15 protein-coding genes are annotated in these 18,163 nt (G+C 43.4%); 5 read left to right on the top strand and 10 right to left on the bottom strand.

All coding sequences use genetic code 11. From position 1 onward, the window contains the following. Nucleotides 1-87 precede the first annotated feature (87 nt). Nucleotides 88-396 carry an IS66 family insertion sequence element accessory protein TnpA gene (gene tnpA / locus DSL64_RS23790; RefSeq protein ID WP_115833450.1) on the bottom strand — a complete coding sequence of 103 codons (309 nt, stop codon included), beginning with the start codon at nucleotides 394-396 and terminating at the stop codon, nucleotides 88-90. A gap of 393 nt (nucleotides 397-789) precedes the next feature. Between tnpA and DSL64_RS23780 the strand changes: the two genes are divergently transcribed. Then, entirely contained in the window at nucleotides 790-1,668 is an 879-nt protein-coding gene (locus DSL64_RS23780; protein ID WP_147300411.1) for a hypothetical protein, read from the top strand. Between the two features lie 83 nt (nucleotides 1,669-1,751). On the opposite strand, the gene DSL64_RS23775 is transcribed toward DSL64_RS23780, so the two are convergent. From DSL64_RS23775 to DSL64_RS23745, 7 genes are all read right to left on the bottom strand, one after another. Beyond that, nucleotides 1,752-4,853 (bottom strand): efflux RND transporter permease subunit, encoded by a 3,102-nt coding sequence (locus tag DSL64_RS23775; RefSeq protein ID WP_115833447.1) that lies wholly within the window; start codon nucleotides 4,851-4,853, stop codon nucleotides 1,752-1,754. Between the two features lie 144 nt (nucleotides 4,854-4,997). Next, nucleotides 4,998-6,086, bottom strand: a complete 1,089-nt coding sequence (locus DSL64_RS23770; protein ID WP_115833446.1) for an efflux RND transporter periplasmic adaptor subunit — start codon at nucleotides 6,084-6,086, stop codon at nucleotides 4,998-5,000. Nucleotides 6,087-6,132: 46 nt separating this feature from the next. After that, nucleotides 6,133-7,380 (bottom strand): TolC family protein, encoded by a 1,248-nt coding sequence (locus tag DSL64_RS23765; RefSeq protein WP_115833445.1) that lies wholly within the window; start codon nucleotides 7,378-7,380, stop codon nucleotides 6,133-6,135. An 80-nt stretch (nucleotides 7,381-7,460) separates the two neighbouring features. Further along, nucleotides 7,461-8,828 carry a sensor histidine kinase gene (locus tag DSL64_RS23760; RefSeq protein WP_115833444.1) on the bottom strand — a complete coding sequence of 456 codons (1,368 nt, stop codon included), beginning with the start codon at nucleotides 8,826-8,828 and terminating at the stop codon, nucleotides 7,461-7,463. Between the two features lie 23 nt (nucleotides 8,829-8,851). After that, entirely contained in the window at nucleotides 8,852-9,538 is a 687-nt protein-coding gene (locus DSL64_RS23755; RefSeq protein WP_115833443.1) for a response regulator transcription factor, read from the bottom strand. A gap of 32 nt (nucleotides 9,539-9,570) precedes the next feature. Beyond that, nucleotides 9,571-10,731, bottom strand: a complete 1,161-nt coding sequence (locus DSL64_RS23750; protein ID WP_115833442.1) for a trans-sulfuration enzyme family protein — start codon at nucleotides 10,729-10,731, stop codon at nucleotides 9,571-9,573. Nucleotides 10,732-10,739: 8 nt separating this feature from the next. Beyond that, nucleotides 10,740-11,777: an App1 family protein phosphatidate phosphatase gene (locus DSL64_RS23745; RefSeq protein ID WP_115833457.1), complete on the bottom strand. Its 1,038-nt coding sequence runs from the start codon at nucleotides 11,775-11,777 to the stop codon at nucleotides 10,740-10,742. 42 nt (nucleotides 11,778-11,819) lie between these two features. Here DSL64_RS23745 and DSL64_RS23740 point away from each other — a divergent pair, with 42 nt between their 5' ends. The 3 genes from DSL64_RS23740 (at nucleotide 11,820) to DSL64_RS23730 (ending at nucleotide 15,420) form a co-directional block, all read left to right on the top strand. Then, a complete protein-coding gene (locus DSL64_RS23740) occupies nucleotides 11,820-12,695 on the top strand; it encodes a diacylglycerol/lipid kinase family protein (protein WP_115833441.1) in 876 nt (291 codons plus the stop codon). A gap of 232 nt (nucleotides 12,696-12,927) precedes the next feature. Beyond that, a complete protein-coding gene (locus DSL64_RS23735; RefSeq protein ID WP_115833440.1) occupies nucleotides 12,928-14,076 on the top strand; it encodes an alpha/beta hydrolase family protein in 1,149 nt (382 codons plus the stop codon). Nucleotides 14,077-14,094: 18 nt separating this feature from the next. Continuing rightward, a complete protein-coding gene (locus DSL64_RS23730) occupies nucleotides 14,095-15,420 on the top strand; it encodes a GntP family permease (protein WP_115833439.1) in 1,326 nt (441 codons plus the stop codon). 83 nt (nucleotides 15,421-15,503) lie between these two features. Here DSL64_RS23730 and sucC read toward each other — a convergent pair whose 3' ends face one another. Continuing rightward, nucleotides 15,504-16,730 carry an ADP-forming succinate--CoA ligase subunit beta gene (sucC, locus tag DSL64_RS23725; RefSeq protein ID WP_115833438.1) on the bottom strand — a complete coding sequence of 409 codons (1,227 nt, stop codon included), beginning with the start codon at nucleotides 16,728-16,730 and terminating at the stop codon, nucleotides 15,504-15,506. A gap of 88 nt (nucleotides 16,731-16,818) precedes the next feature. Here sucC and DSL64_RS23720 point away from each other — a divergent pair, with 88 nt between their 5' ends. Beyond that, complete coding sequence (locus DSL64_RS23720) at nucleotides 16,819-17,481, top strand: ABC transporter ATP-binding protein (protein WP_115833437.1); 663 nt, start codon at nucleotides 16,819-16,821, stop codon at nucleotides 17,479-17,481. A 185-nt stretch (nucleotides 17,482-17,666) separates the two neighbouring features. On the opposite strand, the gene DSL64_RS23715 is transcribed toward DSL64_RS23720, so the two are convergent. Continuing rightward, nucleotides 17,667-18,155 (bottom strand): hypothetical protein, encoded by a 489-nt coding sequence (locus tag DSL64_RS23715; protein ID WP_115833436.1) that lies wholly within the window; start codon nucleotides 18,153-18,155, stop codon nucleotides 17,667-17,669. Nucleotides 18,156-18,163: the final 8 nt, after the last annotated feature.

Below are 18,163 nucleotides of genomic sequence, written 5' to 3'. Positions count from 1 at the left end.
AGACCGGCTAAGCTGTAGATTCCCAGCCGCATGTCAGCAGGACTCCGGTACAAAAAGTACCGGCAGCTGTGAGATAAAGCTAGCATATTAAAGGATGAGCTTCTTGATAAAAGAAGCGTCAAGAGATCCGAACAGCTCTATACGCGCTCCCGATGGAAAAGTAATGGCGGCCAGCACCTGTTGATTTTGCTCAATTAAATCCGGTTGTTGAACCGGTATCTGGCTGAACCCGCGGGTTGGTTCGACGGGAGCGACATTCTTGCCGCGGAATTTTTTAACCCAGTAATTGAATTTATGGTAGCCAATACCATTCCGATTGCAAAAAGCCTGTTTGCTTATACCTTGCGTTTGCCATTGATCGTACAGCTCACGCATTTTTTTCGTCTCAGTTTTCATGAAACAAGATTACGGACTATAAGGATCTGTTAAAATATGGTTTTATCGGACGCATACAACCATCCTGCATGCGTTTATTTGGATTGGCAAAGGCTCTAAGAAAACGAGAACCTGTTTTCTTCATGTGTTCGATTACAAATTTTGGAATTATATGACTTTCCATTAATTCTGCCTCGACTTCATACAACTTACATATTCCTTTCATAGTGATGTAGATTTACCAAAGTACAGATCAGGGATAGATGTTTTATGTTGTTTTTGTGAGTAAAGCGCATATATCTATACTCATACTGCATTCAAAGAGGGGAACTAGGAGATAAATTACGAATAAGTCTCTGCAACAGTCACAATTTCAGTGGCGTATAGTCGATTGGATTACCAATCAATATGTCTATGAAACCAGGCTTTACCTCCTTATTACTTTTACTTTTTTCAGGTTCTTTGCTTGCGCAGAGTAGTGCTGATTATTACACTCTTCCGGTGAAGAAAGAGCCGGGGTTTGAACATCACAATACTGAATCATATCTGAAACGGTTTGGTGAAGTGCGGATCAGGAATCGCTGGTATGCGGGGTTTAATGGTTTTGTCAGGAACGATCAGGCAAAGCTCAACAACAATTTTAATGATCTGATAGGCACACAGTCGGCCACTGATTATGGTTTCGGTGCCAGTGTGGGTTGGGTGAGCAGGGAGCAGTGGACCATGGAACTGGAATATGCACGCTCACCGATACATAATACACTGGTGCTACATGGCGATTATCCTCAGATCTATAAAATGGAGAATGATAAGAACAGTATTTTATTTCGGGTAAAACGGCGTATCCTGTTTGGTAAACCCAGTATTCGTCGGTCTGCATTATGGGTGGGTGCAGGAGCCGGAATTGTTCCTAACTCAGGAAGACAAACGAAATATAGAGAATTTATAGGTTACAGGAGTGCAGGTCGAAGAATGGGATATGATACATTGTTTATCACCAGTGATACCCGTGTTAGTTCACACCCCACGGCGGCACTTGAAGCTTCTGCAGAATACATACTGAAGGTTTCTAAAAAGATCGATATCAGTTTCTTTTCGCGTTACCAGTGGGGGGCGGGAAATTCTGTCAGGACGGAGCTGGTATATTATGTCAACGGCACTGAGAACCAGTCAGCCAGCATTACTGGTAATGGAACAGGGTTGGCCTTCGGTGTCTCATTGCGTTATAATATGCACTTAGGGTATGATTTCGGGAGGATGAATAGTTCTTCTCAAAAGGAAACGAATCTGTGATTCTCGTTTGGTATGTAAATAAAGAAACTGCCCCCAATAAGCTGAGGCAGTTTCTCTTTTTAATACTCCAATCAAATTACGCTTTACACAGCAAGCCGTTTCTTTCTGTTGAAGAAACCATAAACAATCGGGAAAATAAGTAAGGTTAATACCGTTGCCGTAATCAACCCGCCGATTACGACAATGGCCAGTGGCTTTTGAGTTTCGGAACCAATACCGGTTGAAGTAGCGGCGGGTAATAAGCCAATAGCAGCCATCAGTGCGGTCATAATGACTGGTCTGATCCTGGATTTGACACCTTCACGAATGGCCTGATCGAGTGACATTCTATCGGCCAAGTTTTTATTAAAGACTGAAATCAGAATAACTCCGTTTTGTACACATAAGCCAAAGAGCGCAATGAAGCCAACCCCTGCCGAAATCCCGAAGTTCATATGGGTTACATGCAAGGCAAGAATCCCGCCTATCAGTGCGAAAGGAACATTTACCAACACCAGTCCGGCATCTTTGGCATTATTGAACATGATAAACAGGAGAATAAAAATCCCGATAAGGCTGATCGGAACAACCTGCCCCAATCTTGCCGTAGCACGTACCTGATTTTCAAATTCTCCAGACCAGTTCACAGCATATCCTTTGGGCAATGATTTCAGAAGTGGTTTTACACGTTGTTGTGCATCGGCAATGGTGCTTCCAAGATCCCGTTCACGCACGGAGAATTTTACACCAATAAACCTTTTGTTGTTATCTCGGTACACAAATGCGGGTCCGGTAATGGTTCTGATGGTTGAAATCTCCTTCAACGGAATTTTGCCACCCGTCATCGTTGGTACCATCAGCTGCTGAATATCATCAACGCTTTTTCTGTATTGCTCTTCATAACGTAGTCTGATATCGAATTTACGTTCTCCTTCATAGAGAATCGAAGCCGTCTTTCCTCCAATGGCCATTTCGATCACCGCTTGTACGTCGGCGGTACTTACGCCATACTGCGCCATTTTATGGTCGTGCAAAATCACGCTCACTTCAGGCTGACCTATATTCCTGAGAATACCAACATCTTTAATCCCCGGAACATCTTTAATGGCTTCCAGTACTTCATTGGCTTTGGTGTTCAGCGTTTCCAGATCATCTCCGTATATTTTGACAGCATTGCTGGCGTTCATACCCGCTACAGCCTCTGCTACGTTGTCAATAATGGGCTGGGAATAATTGTAGTTAATACCTTGGAATTCCTTCAACTTCGTATCCATTTCTTCAATCAGTTCATCCTGGGTAATTTTCCGTGTCCATTCCTCTTTTGGTTTCAGGTTTACCTGCATCTGTACATAGTAAAATCCTGAAGGATCCGTTCCGTCATTGGAGCGGCCCGTTTGCGATAACACGCCATTCACCTCAGGGAATTCGTTGAGTTTGGCACGAAGTACTGTTACCATTTTAATGGTCTCGTTTAGCGAGCTGCTCATAGGCATTTTGGCTTCTACCCAAAGCGCACCTTCATTCAATGTCGGAAGGAACTCCGTTCCCAACAGGGTAGAGGAGAAGAGGCTTAGACCCATAAATACAGAAGCAAAAAGCACACTCACTTTTTTATGTCCGTAACACCACTCAAAACCTTTGGTTACAGCATTGTCGAAGAAACGGACGATAGGGTTACTTTTTTCACGCACGTTTTTATTCAGCAGATAAGAGCAAAGCACCGGCACAAGTGTGAGGGTGTAAAGCAATGCACCAAGTAATGCAAACCCAAGTGTATAGGCCAATGGTGTAAACATCTTGCCTTCCACTTTCTGGAAACTGAAGATGGGTATAAGTGCGGTAATAATGATCAGCTTCGAGAAGAATATAGCTTTACCGAGTTCTCCACCCGTTTTTTTGATCAATCCCAGTTTGGAAAGTCTGTTGAAACGCTGCATGCCATTCTTGTGTGCGAGATGATCCAGCGCCACAAAAATCCCTTCCACCATTACCACGGCACCGTCAATGATGATCCCGAAGTCGATCGCCCCCATCGAAAGCAGGTTGGCCGACATGCCTTTCATTTTAAGACACATAAAGGCAAAAAGCAGCGCTAACGGAATGATGATGGATACGATGATGGTTGTGCGCCAGTCGGCCATGAAAAGGAATACAATTACCGTTACAAGTACGATCCCTTCGATCAGGTTGTGTTTTACCGTATGTGCGCAGAATTCAATCAGATTATCGCGGTCATAAAACGTTACCATTTTTACATCCGGCGGTAAAATTTTAGTGTTCAGCTCTTCGACCTTATCTTTGATCAAAGCCAGAACTGCACTTGGGTTTTCGCCTTTACGCTGCACGACAATTCCTTCCACCACGTCGTCGTTTTCGTCCAATCCTACCTGACCAACACGTGGCATATCTGATTCTTTCACTACTGCCACATCGCGCACCAGAATTGGGTTTTCATTCACATATTCCACGATAATGTTTTCGATATCGGGAATGGAAGTCAACAGCCCTATACCGCGAACAACGTAGGCCTGCCCGTTTTTTTCAATCACATCACCGCCCACGTTAATGTTACTCTTCGTTACCGCCTGATACACTTCCAGTGGTGTAATATTGTATTTAACCAGATTGGTAGGATTTACCTGCACTTCATAAATCTTCTCGCGCCCTCCGAATGCCACCACATCAGCAACGCCGGGAATACTTCTCAGCTGGCGGTCAATTACCCAGCTTTGTAGTGTGAGCAATTCCCTGCTATCCCGATCTTTGCTCTTTAGTGTATATCTGAAAATCTCACCCGTGGGACCGTAAGGAGGTTGCACGTCGGGTTCGACTCCCTCGGGCAAGGAAATATTTCTTAGCTGGTTGTTGACCTGCTGCCGCGCGAAAAAGTCTTCTACATTGTCGTCAAAAATGATCTTGATAATACTAAGCCCGAACATGGTCGTGCTCCGGACATTGGTTTTCTGCTGCACTGAGTTCATGGCAACCTCTATAGGTACCGTCACAAAACGCTCTATTTCCTCAGCACTCCGGCCATTCCATTGCGTTACAATGATGATCTGTGTATTGGTAACGTCCGGAAATGCTTCCAGAGGTGTATCGCGGTAGCTGGCAATTCCTGCAACGATGAGCAGGCCTGTCATGAAAAAAATGAAGAAACGGTTCTTAAGAGAGAAACCTACAATTCCCCGAATGAATTTATTCATCGAAATAATGATAGAATGAGTGAATGAGTAAAAGGGCGAATGATAGAATGATTGAATCAGAGAATGATAGAATACCGAAAATTTCGATACTAGTGATTTTGCGCGTTGGTGTGGTCACTCATTCTCTCATTCAGAATTCACTTATTAGTCATTCAGCGCGTCGTACACCAGCAACTGATTTTTGGAAATGATCACATCGCCATCCTTTAAACCGCTGCTGATGTAAGTCCTGTTGGCCAGTGAGCGATATACTTCCACAGCCCTAGTTTCAATTTTGGAACGACCATGAAATACCATTACCCAATTTTTACTGCGGTCAAAAATGACAGCCTGCGACGGAATTGCCTGCATTTGATTACTTTCTTCAAAGTTCAGATATACCGTTGCATGCATTTCAGGTTTTAGTTTGAAACCGACATTTTGCAGCTGAATCCTGATTTTCATCGTCTTGGTTTCAGGATCAAGTACATTATAGATCTTGTCCACTTTCCCTTTGAAAATCTGGTCAGGGAAGGAAATGGTTTTTACATCGGCTGCCATGCCCAATTGTACTCTCGGAATATCACTTTCGTTAACGTTTGCCAATACCCACACATCCGCGATTTGTCCTACTGTAAACAAACTTTCGGAGTTATCGGAACGCAGCTGCATTCCGCGGTTGACATTCTTGTTAATAATAAATCCGCTGATCGGGGATTTGATGGTATAGTTGGTCGATTTTCCAATGCCATAAATCGAAAATATCTCCTTCACACGGTTCAGTTCAGCCTGCGCTTTATCTACCATTTGGCGGGCGGTGATTGCATCCCTTTCAGGAACCAGTTTGCTTTCGTAGAGGTCTTCTGTTGAGGAAAGATTTTTTTGAGCAATCAGCAAGTCGGATTGCGCCTGTATCATCTGACGCTCAAAATCTGCCACTTCACCTGAACGGATAGTAGCGAGTTTTTGGCCTTTTACCACATTGTCGCCCAGCTCTACACTTACATCCTCCACATTTCCCCCTACCAGCGGGAAGATTTTTATTACTTTGTTTTCATCAGGAACCACTTTCCCCACGAGAGTAAGTTCGTTCCGCACGGTCTCCGTTTTTACGGTATCCAGTGTAATGCGGCTCATCATTGTATCGGAAAGCATAAAAGCCTTTGCTTCTTCCGGAGCTTCCTGCTTTTTACTACAGGCGACATTCCAGATTACGATAGAGGTAAGTAAGGTTACAGAAATTAACTTTTTCATTGTATCGTCTTTAAGAGAAATATCTTTGTTAAAACGGGGTGAAATATTAGTTGAACAGCTCTTCGCCTACCACAAAATTGAGCTCCTCATATACCTTGATCCGGTCGGCCTGAAGGCGGTTGAATTCACGGATACTCTCGTTATAAGTTTCGATGAAGTCAATGAATTCGAGCAGGGTAATATTTTGCTTTTGAAAATTGTCATATATGCCTTTGTTCAGTAATTCAAACTGTTCTGTAAATCGGCTTTCCACGCTCTGATAGGCTGTTTCAGCAATATTTACTTTTTGTAAAGCGGCATCTACTTCGTTGTTGATACTGATTTCCTTTGCTTTTTCTGCTGTCTTAAAATAGCTGATATTACTTTTGGCTGCCCTGATATTTCCCTGATTACGGTTGAAGACAGGTAAGTCCATTGTTGCCGAAACGCCGAAATAATTATTAGTGTAATTACTCGCCTGATCATATACGGCACCGAGCTGGAGGTTTGGCTTTGCCAGCGCTTTTTGCAGGGTATAGTTGAGTTCCGCCTGTTTGGAAGAGGATTGCGCTACTTTCAGATCAGCCCTGCTTTGAATGGCTTTGTCTTTCAGGGTTGATGTATCATAATTACGAATTTGATAACGATTAATATCCTGCTCGCTGACTAATGCTTTAATGGGAAGCTCTGTATTCAGATAGGTACGGAGATCACGCTGATTTTCGGATAATTCAAAGAGAATGTCGGCGCGGTCATTTGTAAGCTGAAACATGAGTGCTTTCAGCCGGACTACCTCTTTCAGTGAAATATTATTTCTGCTATACTCCTTGTCGAAGGCTGTGATGGTAGTACGTAATGTGGAGATCTGCTTATCGAGCCTTGCGATGGTTTGCTCCAGAAAATAGGTTTCGAAGAACAATTGTCTCAGGTCAAATTTTAATGTTCTGATCAGATTATAAAACTGAAATTCACTTTTACGTGTCGATTCTACATCCAGTGCCACCTGCTTGTTTCGCTTGCCGGCACGGGTAATCATTTGCTGAATACTGATTGCTTTCTGACCGTTGCGTCCTACGTCCAGAAAGCCGCGTGATGGATTATAGGCGCTTATCTCAAGGCTTAATGAGGGGTTGTCCCATAATTTGTCCTGAATTTCAATGGATTTGGCAATATCAATCTGATATTTTTCCGCTAATAATTCAAGGTTGTTTCGGAGGAAAAGGCTGTCGGCCTGATGAATAGAAAGCCTTAGTGTGTCCTGCGCATGCACGGTACCGTACAACAGGGTGAAAAATCCAATGAGGTGAATTCGCATATTTTCTGTTTTAGAATCTGCGATATTCCGACATCAGTATTACAGCAACCTTAAATTAACTTTAGAAAAACATTAGAAAGTCAGATGTGGAACAGCTGTACTTTAAAAGAGCTTCCTTTGCCAGGTTCGCTTTCTACGGAAAGATGCCCTTTGTGCAGCTCTACAATACGCTGACAAATCGAAAGACCTATACCGAAGCCCGGCAGATCGCTGGTCAGCGCTGATCGGTAGAATGGATTAAAGATGTGAGGGAGGTCGTCTGCGCTGATACCGTAACCTTCATCCTTTACGGTTACACCACAATAGGTTTCATTTGTATCAATGAGAATCCGGGCTTCGTGGTTTTCTGAGTATTTGCAGGCATTGTCTATCAGGTTCAGAAATACCCTTTTCAGTAATTCTTCATTTCCCTCAATGACGGTTTCTCTCTCATTTTCAGGAATGGAGGTATAATCAATACTGACTTTGTAATCGGGCGAGGTAGTCAGTATTTCTTCTTTGGCAAGGAATACAAGATCTTCAACGCGAACCTGCGACATTTTCAGCCGCTCGATATTCTCCATGGAACGGGCAAGGAAAAGCAGGTTGTTTGTAATGCTGATTAACCTTTCCGTATCAGAAAACAGATTGTCGAAAACCTCTTCCAGATCAGGATCATTTTTCAAAAAACGTTGTCCCAACTGAATCTCGGATTTTAAAGCGGCAAGCGGTGTCCTGAGCTCATGTGAAGCGTGCGAAACGAAGCTTTTTTGTTGCTCAAAAGCCTGATTGAGTCGATAGAGTACCGTGTTGAAGTTGATAGCAAGTTGTGCGATTTCATCTTTTCGGTTTCCTTCGTCAAGTTTTTGGGAGAGGTTCTGAGCTGTTATGAGAGAAATCTGATCATTGATGTGGCTGATAGGTCGAAGCGAATTGCCCGCAAAATAGAAACCCAAACCAACGGTAATGACAATACCGACTATGAGTCCCCAGGTGAGTGTTTTGATAAGGTTGTCCTGTTTGCTCTTTCCGAATTTATCAAAGGCAGAAGCAAGTACAACAAGAGGTTCAGTTCCTTCTGTATAGAGTAATCCGATTACTTCGCTTTCACCTTGCACAAACTCTATACTATTCTTTTCACGCACTTCTTCCAGCAAATTGGCATGGTAGGTAAGTAGCTTATCGTCTACGCTGGAATAAACCAAATCGTTTTTAGAATTGAAAATAAGAACCTTCTCATCCAGCATTTCGGTGAGCGTGTTCTCATCAATCACTTTGAGCAGATCTTTGTCAATACCATGTACTTTCACCAGCAAACGACAGGTAGTACGGGCTTTACTCCTCAGACGGTCGAAAAACTCTTCCTGGCGGAAAGTGGAAGAAACGGTGTAAACCACCACCGAGAATACAAATAGCAGCGCAGCAACCAGAATGGTAAACTGTATGGCGATTCTTTCTTTTATCTTCACGAGGAGTGGTTTATGAGTGTCCGCTATTCTTCTTTCAGTATATAGCCAAGGCCCGGGCGTGTGTGAATGAGTTTCGGACTGAAATCCTTATCCACCTTCTTCCGCAGGTAGTTGATATATACTTCTACTACATTTGTTCCGGGATCAAAATTGAGATGCCAGACGTGCTCGGCAAGATCCATTTTCGAAATAACCCGGCCCCGATTGACAAGGAAATATTCCAGCAAAGCAAATTCTTTTGCTGTAAGTTCAATGGATTTTCCTGCTCTTACTACTTCTTTGGTAGTGAGGTTCATAACGAGATCCGCCATTTTTAATGTTTTGTTGACAGTCTCCGGATTCCTGATTTCTGAAAGTCTCAGTGCGGCATGGATGCGTGCAAGCAGCTCTCTGAAATCGAATGGCTTTACAATGTAGTCATCCGCGCCACGTCCCAATCCTTCTACTTTATCTTCAATCTCCCCGTATGCAGTGAGCATGATGATCGGGATAGCAGGCTTGTACAGTCGTATTTGCTGACAAACCTCAAACCCGCGCATCCCAGGAAGATTTACATCAAGCAATATCAGGTCGAATTTTTTGTCAAGCGCAAGTTGCTTTCCGGTGATACCATCCTGAGCTATCTCCGCCTCGAAATGTTCTGAAACCAAACCGCGGTAGATATTTTGTGCAATGCGCTTGTCGTCCTCAATGATCAGTATTTTTCTCATCTGGTGGTAAATCGGGTTGACAAATAAGTTGGTTATAGCACTTCGAGCGCCTGTTCAAGGTCGGCAATCAGGAAATCAGCATCTTCAAATCCTACGTACATTCGCGCCATACGATGTCTTTCATTTGCAGGATCAAAATTTTCGGGGCCTATTCCGGCGGCCTGTGGTAAAATAAGCGATTCGTGGCCACCCCAGGATACAGCTACAAGGAAATGTTTCAATGCATACGTGAATTTTTCGATTTGTGAATAGGAGTCCGATTTCAGGACAATAGTAAAGAGTCCGCATGCTCCCGTCATTTGTTTCTTTGCCAGTTCCAATTGAGGAAAATCATCGCTGAATGGAAAGAGAACCTTGTCGATCTTTGGATGGGCTTTCAGGAAACCGATTACTTTGTTGGTTGTTTGCGTGATATGTGCCAGTCGCATAGGCAAAGTACGTAACCCCCGCAGGATGAGCCATGCATTAAATGGAGAAATACCCGAACCGTTATTGAGTAGCTGTTCAAAGAAAATTCTCTGAAGCATATCTTCTTTTCCGGTCAATACACCGGCAACGGTATCGCTATGCCCACCCAGATATTTGGTTGCCGACTGAAGGCTCAGGTCAATACCCAATGCTAGTGGCTGTTGGTAAAGTGGGGTACAATAGCTATTGTCTAATATGGTAATAATATTGTGAAGTTTTGCCAGTTTGGCCACGGCTTCCAGGTCCTGAAGTTCGAAAGTAAGCGAGTTCGGTGATTCAAGGTAGATAATCCGCGTTTCGGGACGGATGGCTGCTTCAAAATTGCTGATGTCTGTTCCGTTAATATAAGTTGTGGTTACACCGAAGCGGGGAAGGAGATTATCAAACATCCGGGAAGCCCAGCTGTAAGGTCTTTCCACGGAGATGATATGATCGCCGGTTTTGATATTAGCCATTACCGAGCAGAAAATAGCGGAAGCGCCGCTGTTGAAAACCAGCGCATCTTCGGCTCCATCCAGCGCAGCCAGCTTTTTTCTCAGTATTTCAATGGTCGGGTTTTTCCCACGGGAATAGAGGTAAGTTGAATTTTCGTCTTCAAATGCTTTTCGTATTTCGTCAAATGAATCGAAAACAAAATTACTGGATTGCACGATGGGCGGAGCTACGGCATTAAAATAAAGGCTTCGGTCTTCGCCCAGTTCATTCAGTATATGAGATATTTCCATGGAATAAGTTAAGGTTGTTTAGAGTCTGCCTGATCAGGCGAGAGTGTATCTATGGGTGCTTGAAAAACGATTCCTGTGTCGAGTGAATGTATAATTGCCTTATTGCTATGGGCGAAATAACAGGTGTCGATCCCATGGCTGGCTATATTTTTAATATGTTGTGAGGTTTCTGGCTTACTTCTTGTTCTTGTTTGCCGGATGTATACGGCTCTGATATTTTGAGGAAATTGATTACATATTTTATCATAAATTTCAGGGTCTTTCTGTGAATCGTCACCGAGCAAAATAAATTGCAGTTCGGGGTAAAAACCTACAATATTCTGAATTTTGCGCAGTTTATGGTCGTGAGATCCTGCTCCGGTCATGACGAAATCGTCCAGGCCTGATTTTATTTTCTTTAACTTTAATATCGCTTTGGGCAAACCATTAAGTTCCGCAAATCTTACAATCATGTCATAAAGGTTCCACTCACTGCTTGAAACATAAAAGAAGATATTATTTTCTTTATGCGGATGCACTCTACTTGCATAGGACAGTAGCTGGTAATGCCTCACTACATCATCGAAGGGCTTTCGGGCCTGTACGTTTCTTGCAAGCAGTACAAAAAGCTTTCTGAATGACCTTCTACTGTGTGATATTAAGAAAGTATCGTCTATGTCGGATATAATGCCGTAAGAGCTTTGATACGGTATAAAAAATTCTTCGTCACTCGTCGCCTCGTAGTGTTTACCATCCACGTTGACGTCAACAGAAACAGAATATTGATGCCATCCCCCGTCAAGTTCTTCAGGAAGCGGAACCTGAAATCTGAAATAACCATCCTCTTCGGTGACAGTTTCAGCCGTTACCGAGCCTGCGTGCAGTACAACGCTTACATTTGGAATAGTTTTTATTGAAAACAGCTGAATGATTGTTCTTGCATAGCGAAAGCCTTTTCGTGTATATTTATGATCTCCGGAAGGATACTTTTTTACAACATGTCCATAAACAACCAGTTCTTTTTTATTTGCATACCCCCGGTATAATTTAATATCACATCGTTTCATACACCCCATTTTACGCATTTACAAGTCACTAATTTAGACATTATGTTTTCAGAACGAAAGGTTTTGTTGGTTGTTAACCCTATATCGGGCGATTTAGATAAGAATGAAATTTTTGACGCAGTCATCAACAGAACTAATGAAGAAGGCATAGATCTGAGGATTTATACTACTACGGGAAATCATGACGGGCAGATAATCAGGGAGATGGTAGAGAACCTGAGACCACAGCGGGTGATTGCCGCTGGCGGCGACGGGACTATTTCACTGGTGGCTCAGGCGGTGCATGATCTGGACGTAATTTTGGGCATTATTCCTGCTGGTTCGGCAAATGGTCTCTCGGTTGACTTTGGCATACCTGCCAGTCTGGAGGAGGCGGTGGATATAGCCTTTGGAGAAAATAAGATCGGAATAGATGCGGTGAGTATTAATGGGGAAATCAGTTTGCATTTGAGCGATATCGGATTGAATGCACTTCTTGTTAAAAATTATGAAAATGGCGAAACAAGAGGGAAAATGGGTTATGCCCGTGAAATGCTGAAAACACTTAGTGAACATGAAAATTTCAATGTCAGAATTACTACCAATGACGAATCGTTTGAAACGGAAGCACTGATCGTCATTATTGCCAATGCCCAAAAGTATGGTACCGGAGTAAATATCAATCCGCAGGGCAATATGTCTGACGGATTTTATGAACTGGTAATAGCTAAAAGACTTGATTTTATAGAAACGGCCAAGATACTGACCGGAAATACAGATCTTAATCCTGAAATTATGAAGATTATTTCCGTAGAAAATGCGGTGATTGAGTGTCTGGATAAGGAAGTGTATTTTCAGATTGACGGAGAATACAAAGGGCAGGTTAAAAAACTGGAAACACATATTCTGAAGGATTATATTACTGTGGCTGTACCCTGATCCGGTCTGCGCGCCCCGGTTTACGCAACCCGGTCTGTACGGCGCAGCCGGACTGAACGGATTTAGCCGCAACTGGTTTCACCGGTCTGCGCGACCCGGTCTGCATGACGCAGTCAGGCTGAACGGTGAAACCAGTTAACTAGTCCATTCGAGATAATATCCGGTACTCCATCAGTAGTACATCCCACCGGTATGCCTTTTCCGGTCAATCTCAATTCCTATTTTTACTTCTATGAAATCAGTTGCGACGGTTATTCTTCAAGCGTTTATAGTGGGTAGTGCCTGGGCACAAACACCGGAATTATGCCAGGGCAAATACTTTACAGAGGAACAGGGCAAAGCTTTTCTGGAAAGTCATCCTGCGACAACAAAAGCTGCATGGGAGGCAAGGTCGGTAGCAATAAAGAATCAGATTGTGAAAGGAATGCAGCTGGAAAATCTGCCCGCACAGCCGGCATCGGCTCCCATTATCCATAGCAAACGAGCAATGGACGGCTATACTATTGAGAATGTGGCTTTTCAGAGTGTAGAGGGGATTTATGTAACAGGAAATTTATACAGACCACTAAAAAAACAGAAATCTTACGCAGCCGTGCTGTGTCCTCACGGACACGGAGAAAATCCTCATGGTCGTTTCCGTGAGCAAACCCAGAAACGTTGCGCTACCTTAGCCAGAATGGGTGCTATTGTGTTTGTTTGGGATATGGTAGGCCAGGGCGATTCCCGACAATGCGAACATAAAATGCCGAAGGCGCTTAAATTACAGACAATTAATGCGATCAGAGCACTTGACTTCATCTCTTCACTGCCTGAAGTTGACAAGCAGCGAATTGCAGTTACAGGCGAGTCGGGTGGAGGAACACAGACTTTCCTGCTCACCGCTTTGGACGATCGGGTAAAAGTATCTGTCCCAACCGTGATGGTTTCTTCTTATTTTTTCGGGGGATGTGTATGTGAAAGTGGTATGCCGATTCATAAAAACGGGGCTCATCAAACAAATAATGTAGAAATCGCTGCTTTGGCTGTTCCACGGCCCATGCTGCTGATCTCTGACGGGGACGACTGGACCAAGCATACGCCGGAAGTAGAATTCCCGCATATCACGTCTATCTATAAGCTCTATGGAAAAGCTGATCAGGTTCAGAATGTACATTTGCCCGACGAAAAGCACGATTATGGGCCTTCAAAAAGACAGGCGATGTACGCATTTCTGGCAAAGCAGCTGAAACTGGATTTGAAATCTGTAATAAATGCCTCAGGAAAAGTGGATGAAACTGCTTCCAGGTTACTCGATCAGAAAGAACTTGAAGTTTTTAATGCGCAACATCCAAGACCAGGCAATGCCGTCATGGGTGACGCGAAAATAATGGAGTTGTTGTAGGATTTAGCTTTGGTATTTATGATCATCTGGGTTGTACTTCTCTCTATTGTTTTCATCGTTTTAAGCTCTACTGTTTTTAAGCTGCACCCGTTGGCAGGTTTACTTATTGCTGCCTTGGGAGTAGGTATTTTCGCTGGATTACCAATTGAAAAATTGGCGGAAACGATCGGGAAGGGATTCGGTGAGTTGATGTCGAAGATTGGACTGATGGTGATCTTAGGTTGTATAATTGGTGCTATTCTGGATAAATCGGGTGCGGCAATAAAAGTTGCTGATGTGATTTTGAATCTTTTTGGTACGAAAAGACCTGCATTTGCAATGTCGGTGATTGGTGCCATTGTAGGTATTCCGGTTTTTTGTGACTCAGGATTTATCATTTTACATAAGTTGAACCGTATCGTGGCACAACGAACGGGTATTCCGCTGGCTACCATTTCTTTGTCGTTGTCTGGTGGATTATTTGCAACTCATACACTGGTTCCGCCTACACCTGGACCGCTCTCTGCAGCAGGTAATTTGGGTATTCCTGATTCCATAGGGCTAGTGATTCTGATCGGTCTCGTTGTTTCTGTTCCCAGCTTGTTTGTTTCAACCTGGTTTGCTGATCGTTACACCAGAAATATTCAGGTAACCGTTGATAATACTGATGCGCCTGTCGAGGATCTGACGTTACCGCCTGCATGGAAAGCGTTCATGCCTATTCTACTCCCGATTTTCCTGATTAGTTTGGCGTCGTCCGCACAGATATTTCATTTTTCTCCTGTTTGGACAAAATGGCTGGGTTTCTTTGGTAGTCCGCTGGTTTCGTTTCTGTTGGCGATCTTTTTCAGTTACTCGTTATTTCCAAAAAATGCTGCTGCGAGTATGAATGCCTGTTTCAAAAATGGTATTGAACACTGCGGAACAACACTGGTCCTGGTTGGGGCAGGAGGCGCTTTTGGGGCTATATTAAAAGAAACAGAATTGAAGCATCTGGTGAGTGAATGGTTAACCCGGAACGAAATGAGCGGTGTGTACTTATTATTTATAGCCTTTCTGATTGCGTTGTTTTTCAAAACCGCACAAGGATCCACAACTTCATCCATGGTGCTGACGACCAGTATTCTGGCTCCTTTACTACCATCACTGGGATTCACAGATCCGGTTCAGATAACGCTTGTCGTGATGGCCGTGGGTAGTGGCGCCATGATCGTGTCGCACGCAAATGATGCCTGGTTCTGGGTGGTATCGCAGTTCACAGGCATGTCGGCGACGGATACTTACCGCAGTCATACTATTCTTACAGGCTTGCAAGGTATCGCCAGCTTTATAGTGACGGTTATTCTCTATTTTATCCTGGTCTGATTCGTCTGTTGAGAAAACCGAAAGATTACAAAAAAGCCCGTTCCGGATTCCGGAACGGGCTTCATGATATTGTATATCAGAAATTATTGCAGACCAAGTCCGGCAAGTACTTCTTTCACTTTTGCAGCTGCTTCTTTGAATTCAATTGCAGAAGAAACTTTCAATCCTGATTCGTTGATGATACGAGCACCTTCTTCGGCATTGGTACCTTGCAGACGAACGATGATGGGAACAGGAATTTCACCAATTGCTTTGTAAGCCTCTACAACACCGGCAGCAACGCGGTCGCAACGAACGATACCACCAAAAATGTTGATAAGAATAGCTTTTACGTTTGGATCTTTCAGGATGATACGGAAACCCGCTTCAACGGTACGGGCATTAGCACCACCTCCAACATCAAGGAAGTTAGCAGGATCTCCACCCGAAAGTTTGATAAGGTCCATTGTTGCCATAGCAAGTCCTGCACCGTTTACCATACAACCCACGTTTCCGTCAAGTTTCACATAGTTCAGGTTGTTAGCACCAGCTTCTACTTCCAAAGGATCTTCTTCGTTGGTATCGCGCATTTCTGCCAGCTCAGGATGACGATACAATGCGTTGTCGTCCAGATCCACTTTTGCATCAACAGCAAGAATCTTGTTGTCAGATGTTTTCAAAACCGGATTGATCTCGAACATGGCCGAATCACTCTCCACGTATGCTTTGTAAAGTGCAGTGATGAATTTCACCATTTCTTTGAAAGCGTCACCTTCAAGCCCAAGAGCAAAAGCAACTTTACGTGCCTGGAATGGCTGCAATCCAACTTTAGGATCGATCCACTCCTTCATGATTTTTTCTGGTGTATGTTCTGCTACTTCTTCAATGTCCATACCACCTTCGGTGCTGGCCATGATTACGTTGCAGTTTCTGCCACGATCCAAAAGGATGGACAGATAATATTCTTTTGGCTCACTTGGGCCTGGATAGTAAACGTCTTCTGCAATAAGAACTTTATTTACACGTTTTCCAGCTTCGCCTGTCTGATGCGTAACAAGTACTTTACCAAGAATGTTGTTGGATATCGTACGTACATCTTCAACAGATTTAGCAAGAGCAACTCCGCGTTGTTCTGTACCAACTATTCTGCCTTTACCACGCCCACCGGCATGAATCTGCGATTTAACCACATACCACTTGGTACCTGTCTGCTGGCTAAGTTCACGTGCAACTTCTACCGCCTTGTCGGGCGTGTCGGCTACAAGCCCTTCCTGAATACGCACACCGTATTTTTTCAGAACGCTTTTGCCTTGATATTCGTGAATATTCATGAGTATAAAAGTAAATTGGTATTTTCACGGCAAATTAAGGAATTAATCAAAACGGGGGTAAGTTTTTCCCTAATTATCTTTTTGTAAAATGAATTTACTTAGGGCAAGAGGAATAAAACGTACTTATGGCTCACTTCAGGTTTTGAAGGGAATTGACCTGGAAGTAGCCAGTGGCGAGGTGGTTGCGATAGTAGGTGCATCAGGAGCTGGCAAGAGCACTTTTTTACATATACTTGGAACGCTTGATCGGCCGGAAGAGGGGGAGGTGTATATCGGAGATGTGAATGTTTTTACGCAAAAAGACAAGGAACTTGCCCGATTCAGGAACGAAAAAATCGGTTTTATTTTTCAGTTTCATAACCTGATGGCGGAATTTACAGCGCTGGAAAACGCTTGTATGCCTGCTTACATTGGTGGCGTAATGAAGGATCAGGAAATCATCAACAGGGGTAAGGAATTATTGGATATGCTGGGATTAGCCGACCGGATGAATCATTTGCCTTCGCAATTGTCCGGTGGTGAGCAGCAGCGGGTGGCTGTTGCCCGTGCTTTACTCAATAAACCTTCCATTGTACTGGCTGATGAACCAAGCGGAAATCTGGATTCTCATAATGCACTCGATTTACATCAGTTGTTTTTTAAATTGAGAGACGAGTTCGGACAAACCTTTGTGATTGTGACACACAATGAGGAGCTGGCCGAAATGGCCGACAGGAGGCTTGTGATGCAGGATGGCAGAATGCTTTCTTAATCAGAAAAATAATTTAAAATATTTTTAAACTTTATGTGACCAGCGATTATGAACCCCGTCATAATGGCGAAGTTTTTCATAACGTTGAGTAAAGTGAATAGCCGCCTGGAGTTTTCCGGGCGGCTATTTTTTGTGGTATTATGATATGTTCATTTGCTACAGTGAAATTGTCAAGTGCCATCAATCTAGTAGGGAGTGGCAACTTTTTCGTGTGTTGTAAAAATAACATCACTGTAAATGATACGACCATCTTCCAGTTTCGCATAGGCGCGCTGATATGCATGAGTGCGTAAAGGATAATTGTTATCACGGCTCATTACCCTTTCTCCAACTTCAAATTCTTCGGTTATGATATGTGGTCCATGAGTCTGTAGAGTTGGTACTTTCCACAAATACGGTGAATTGTTCAATATCTCACTACTGTAATATGTAGAAAAAAGAATTCCATATTCAATGACCTTGACATTACCTTTTTCCTTAACCAATACTCTGTAATTACTAGTGAAACTGTTTCTTGGTCCCGAAGGCGGGCCTACCATGATCTGAGTAATAGGCAATGCTTCTATTACCGGCAGTACCTGCGGAACTTCCTTTTCCTTGCACGAAAAATTTGTAAAAAATAGCGTAAGAAGAAGTGCTGTTAATTTGAGCGTATGGGTAAGTGTCTTTTGCATAGGGCAAG

Origin of the sequence: Dyadobacter luteus, assembly GCF_003383615.1 — a bacterium.
In the GTDB taxonomy this organism is placed as follows: Bacteria; Bacteroidota; Bacteroidia; order Cytophagales; family Spirosomataceae; genus Dyadobacter; species Dyadobacter luteus.
This window is presented reverse-complemented; position numbering and strand designations above follow the sequence as displayed.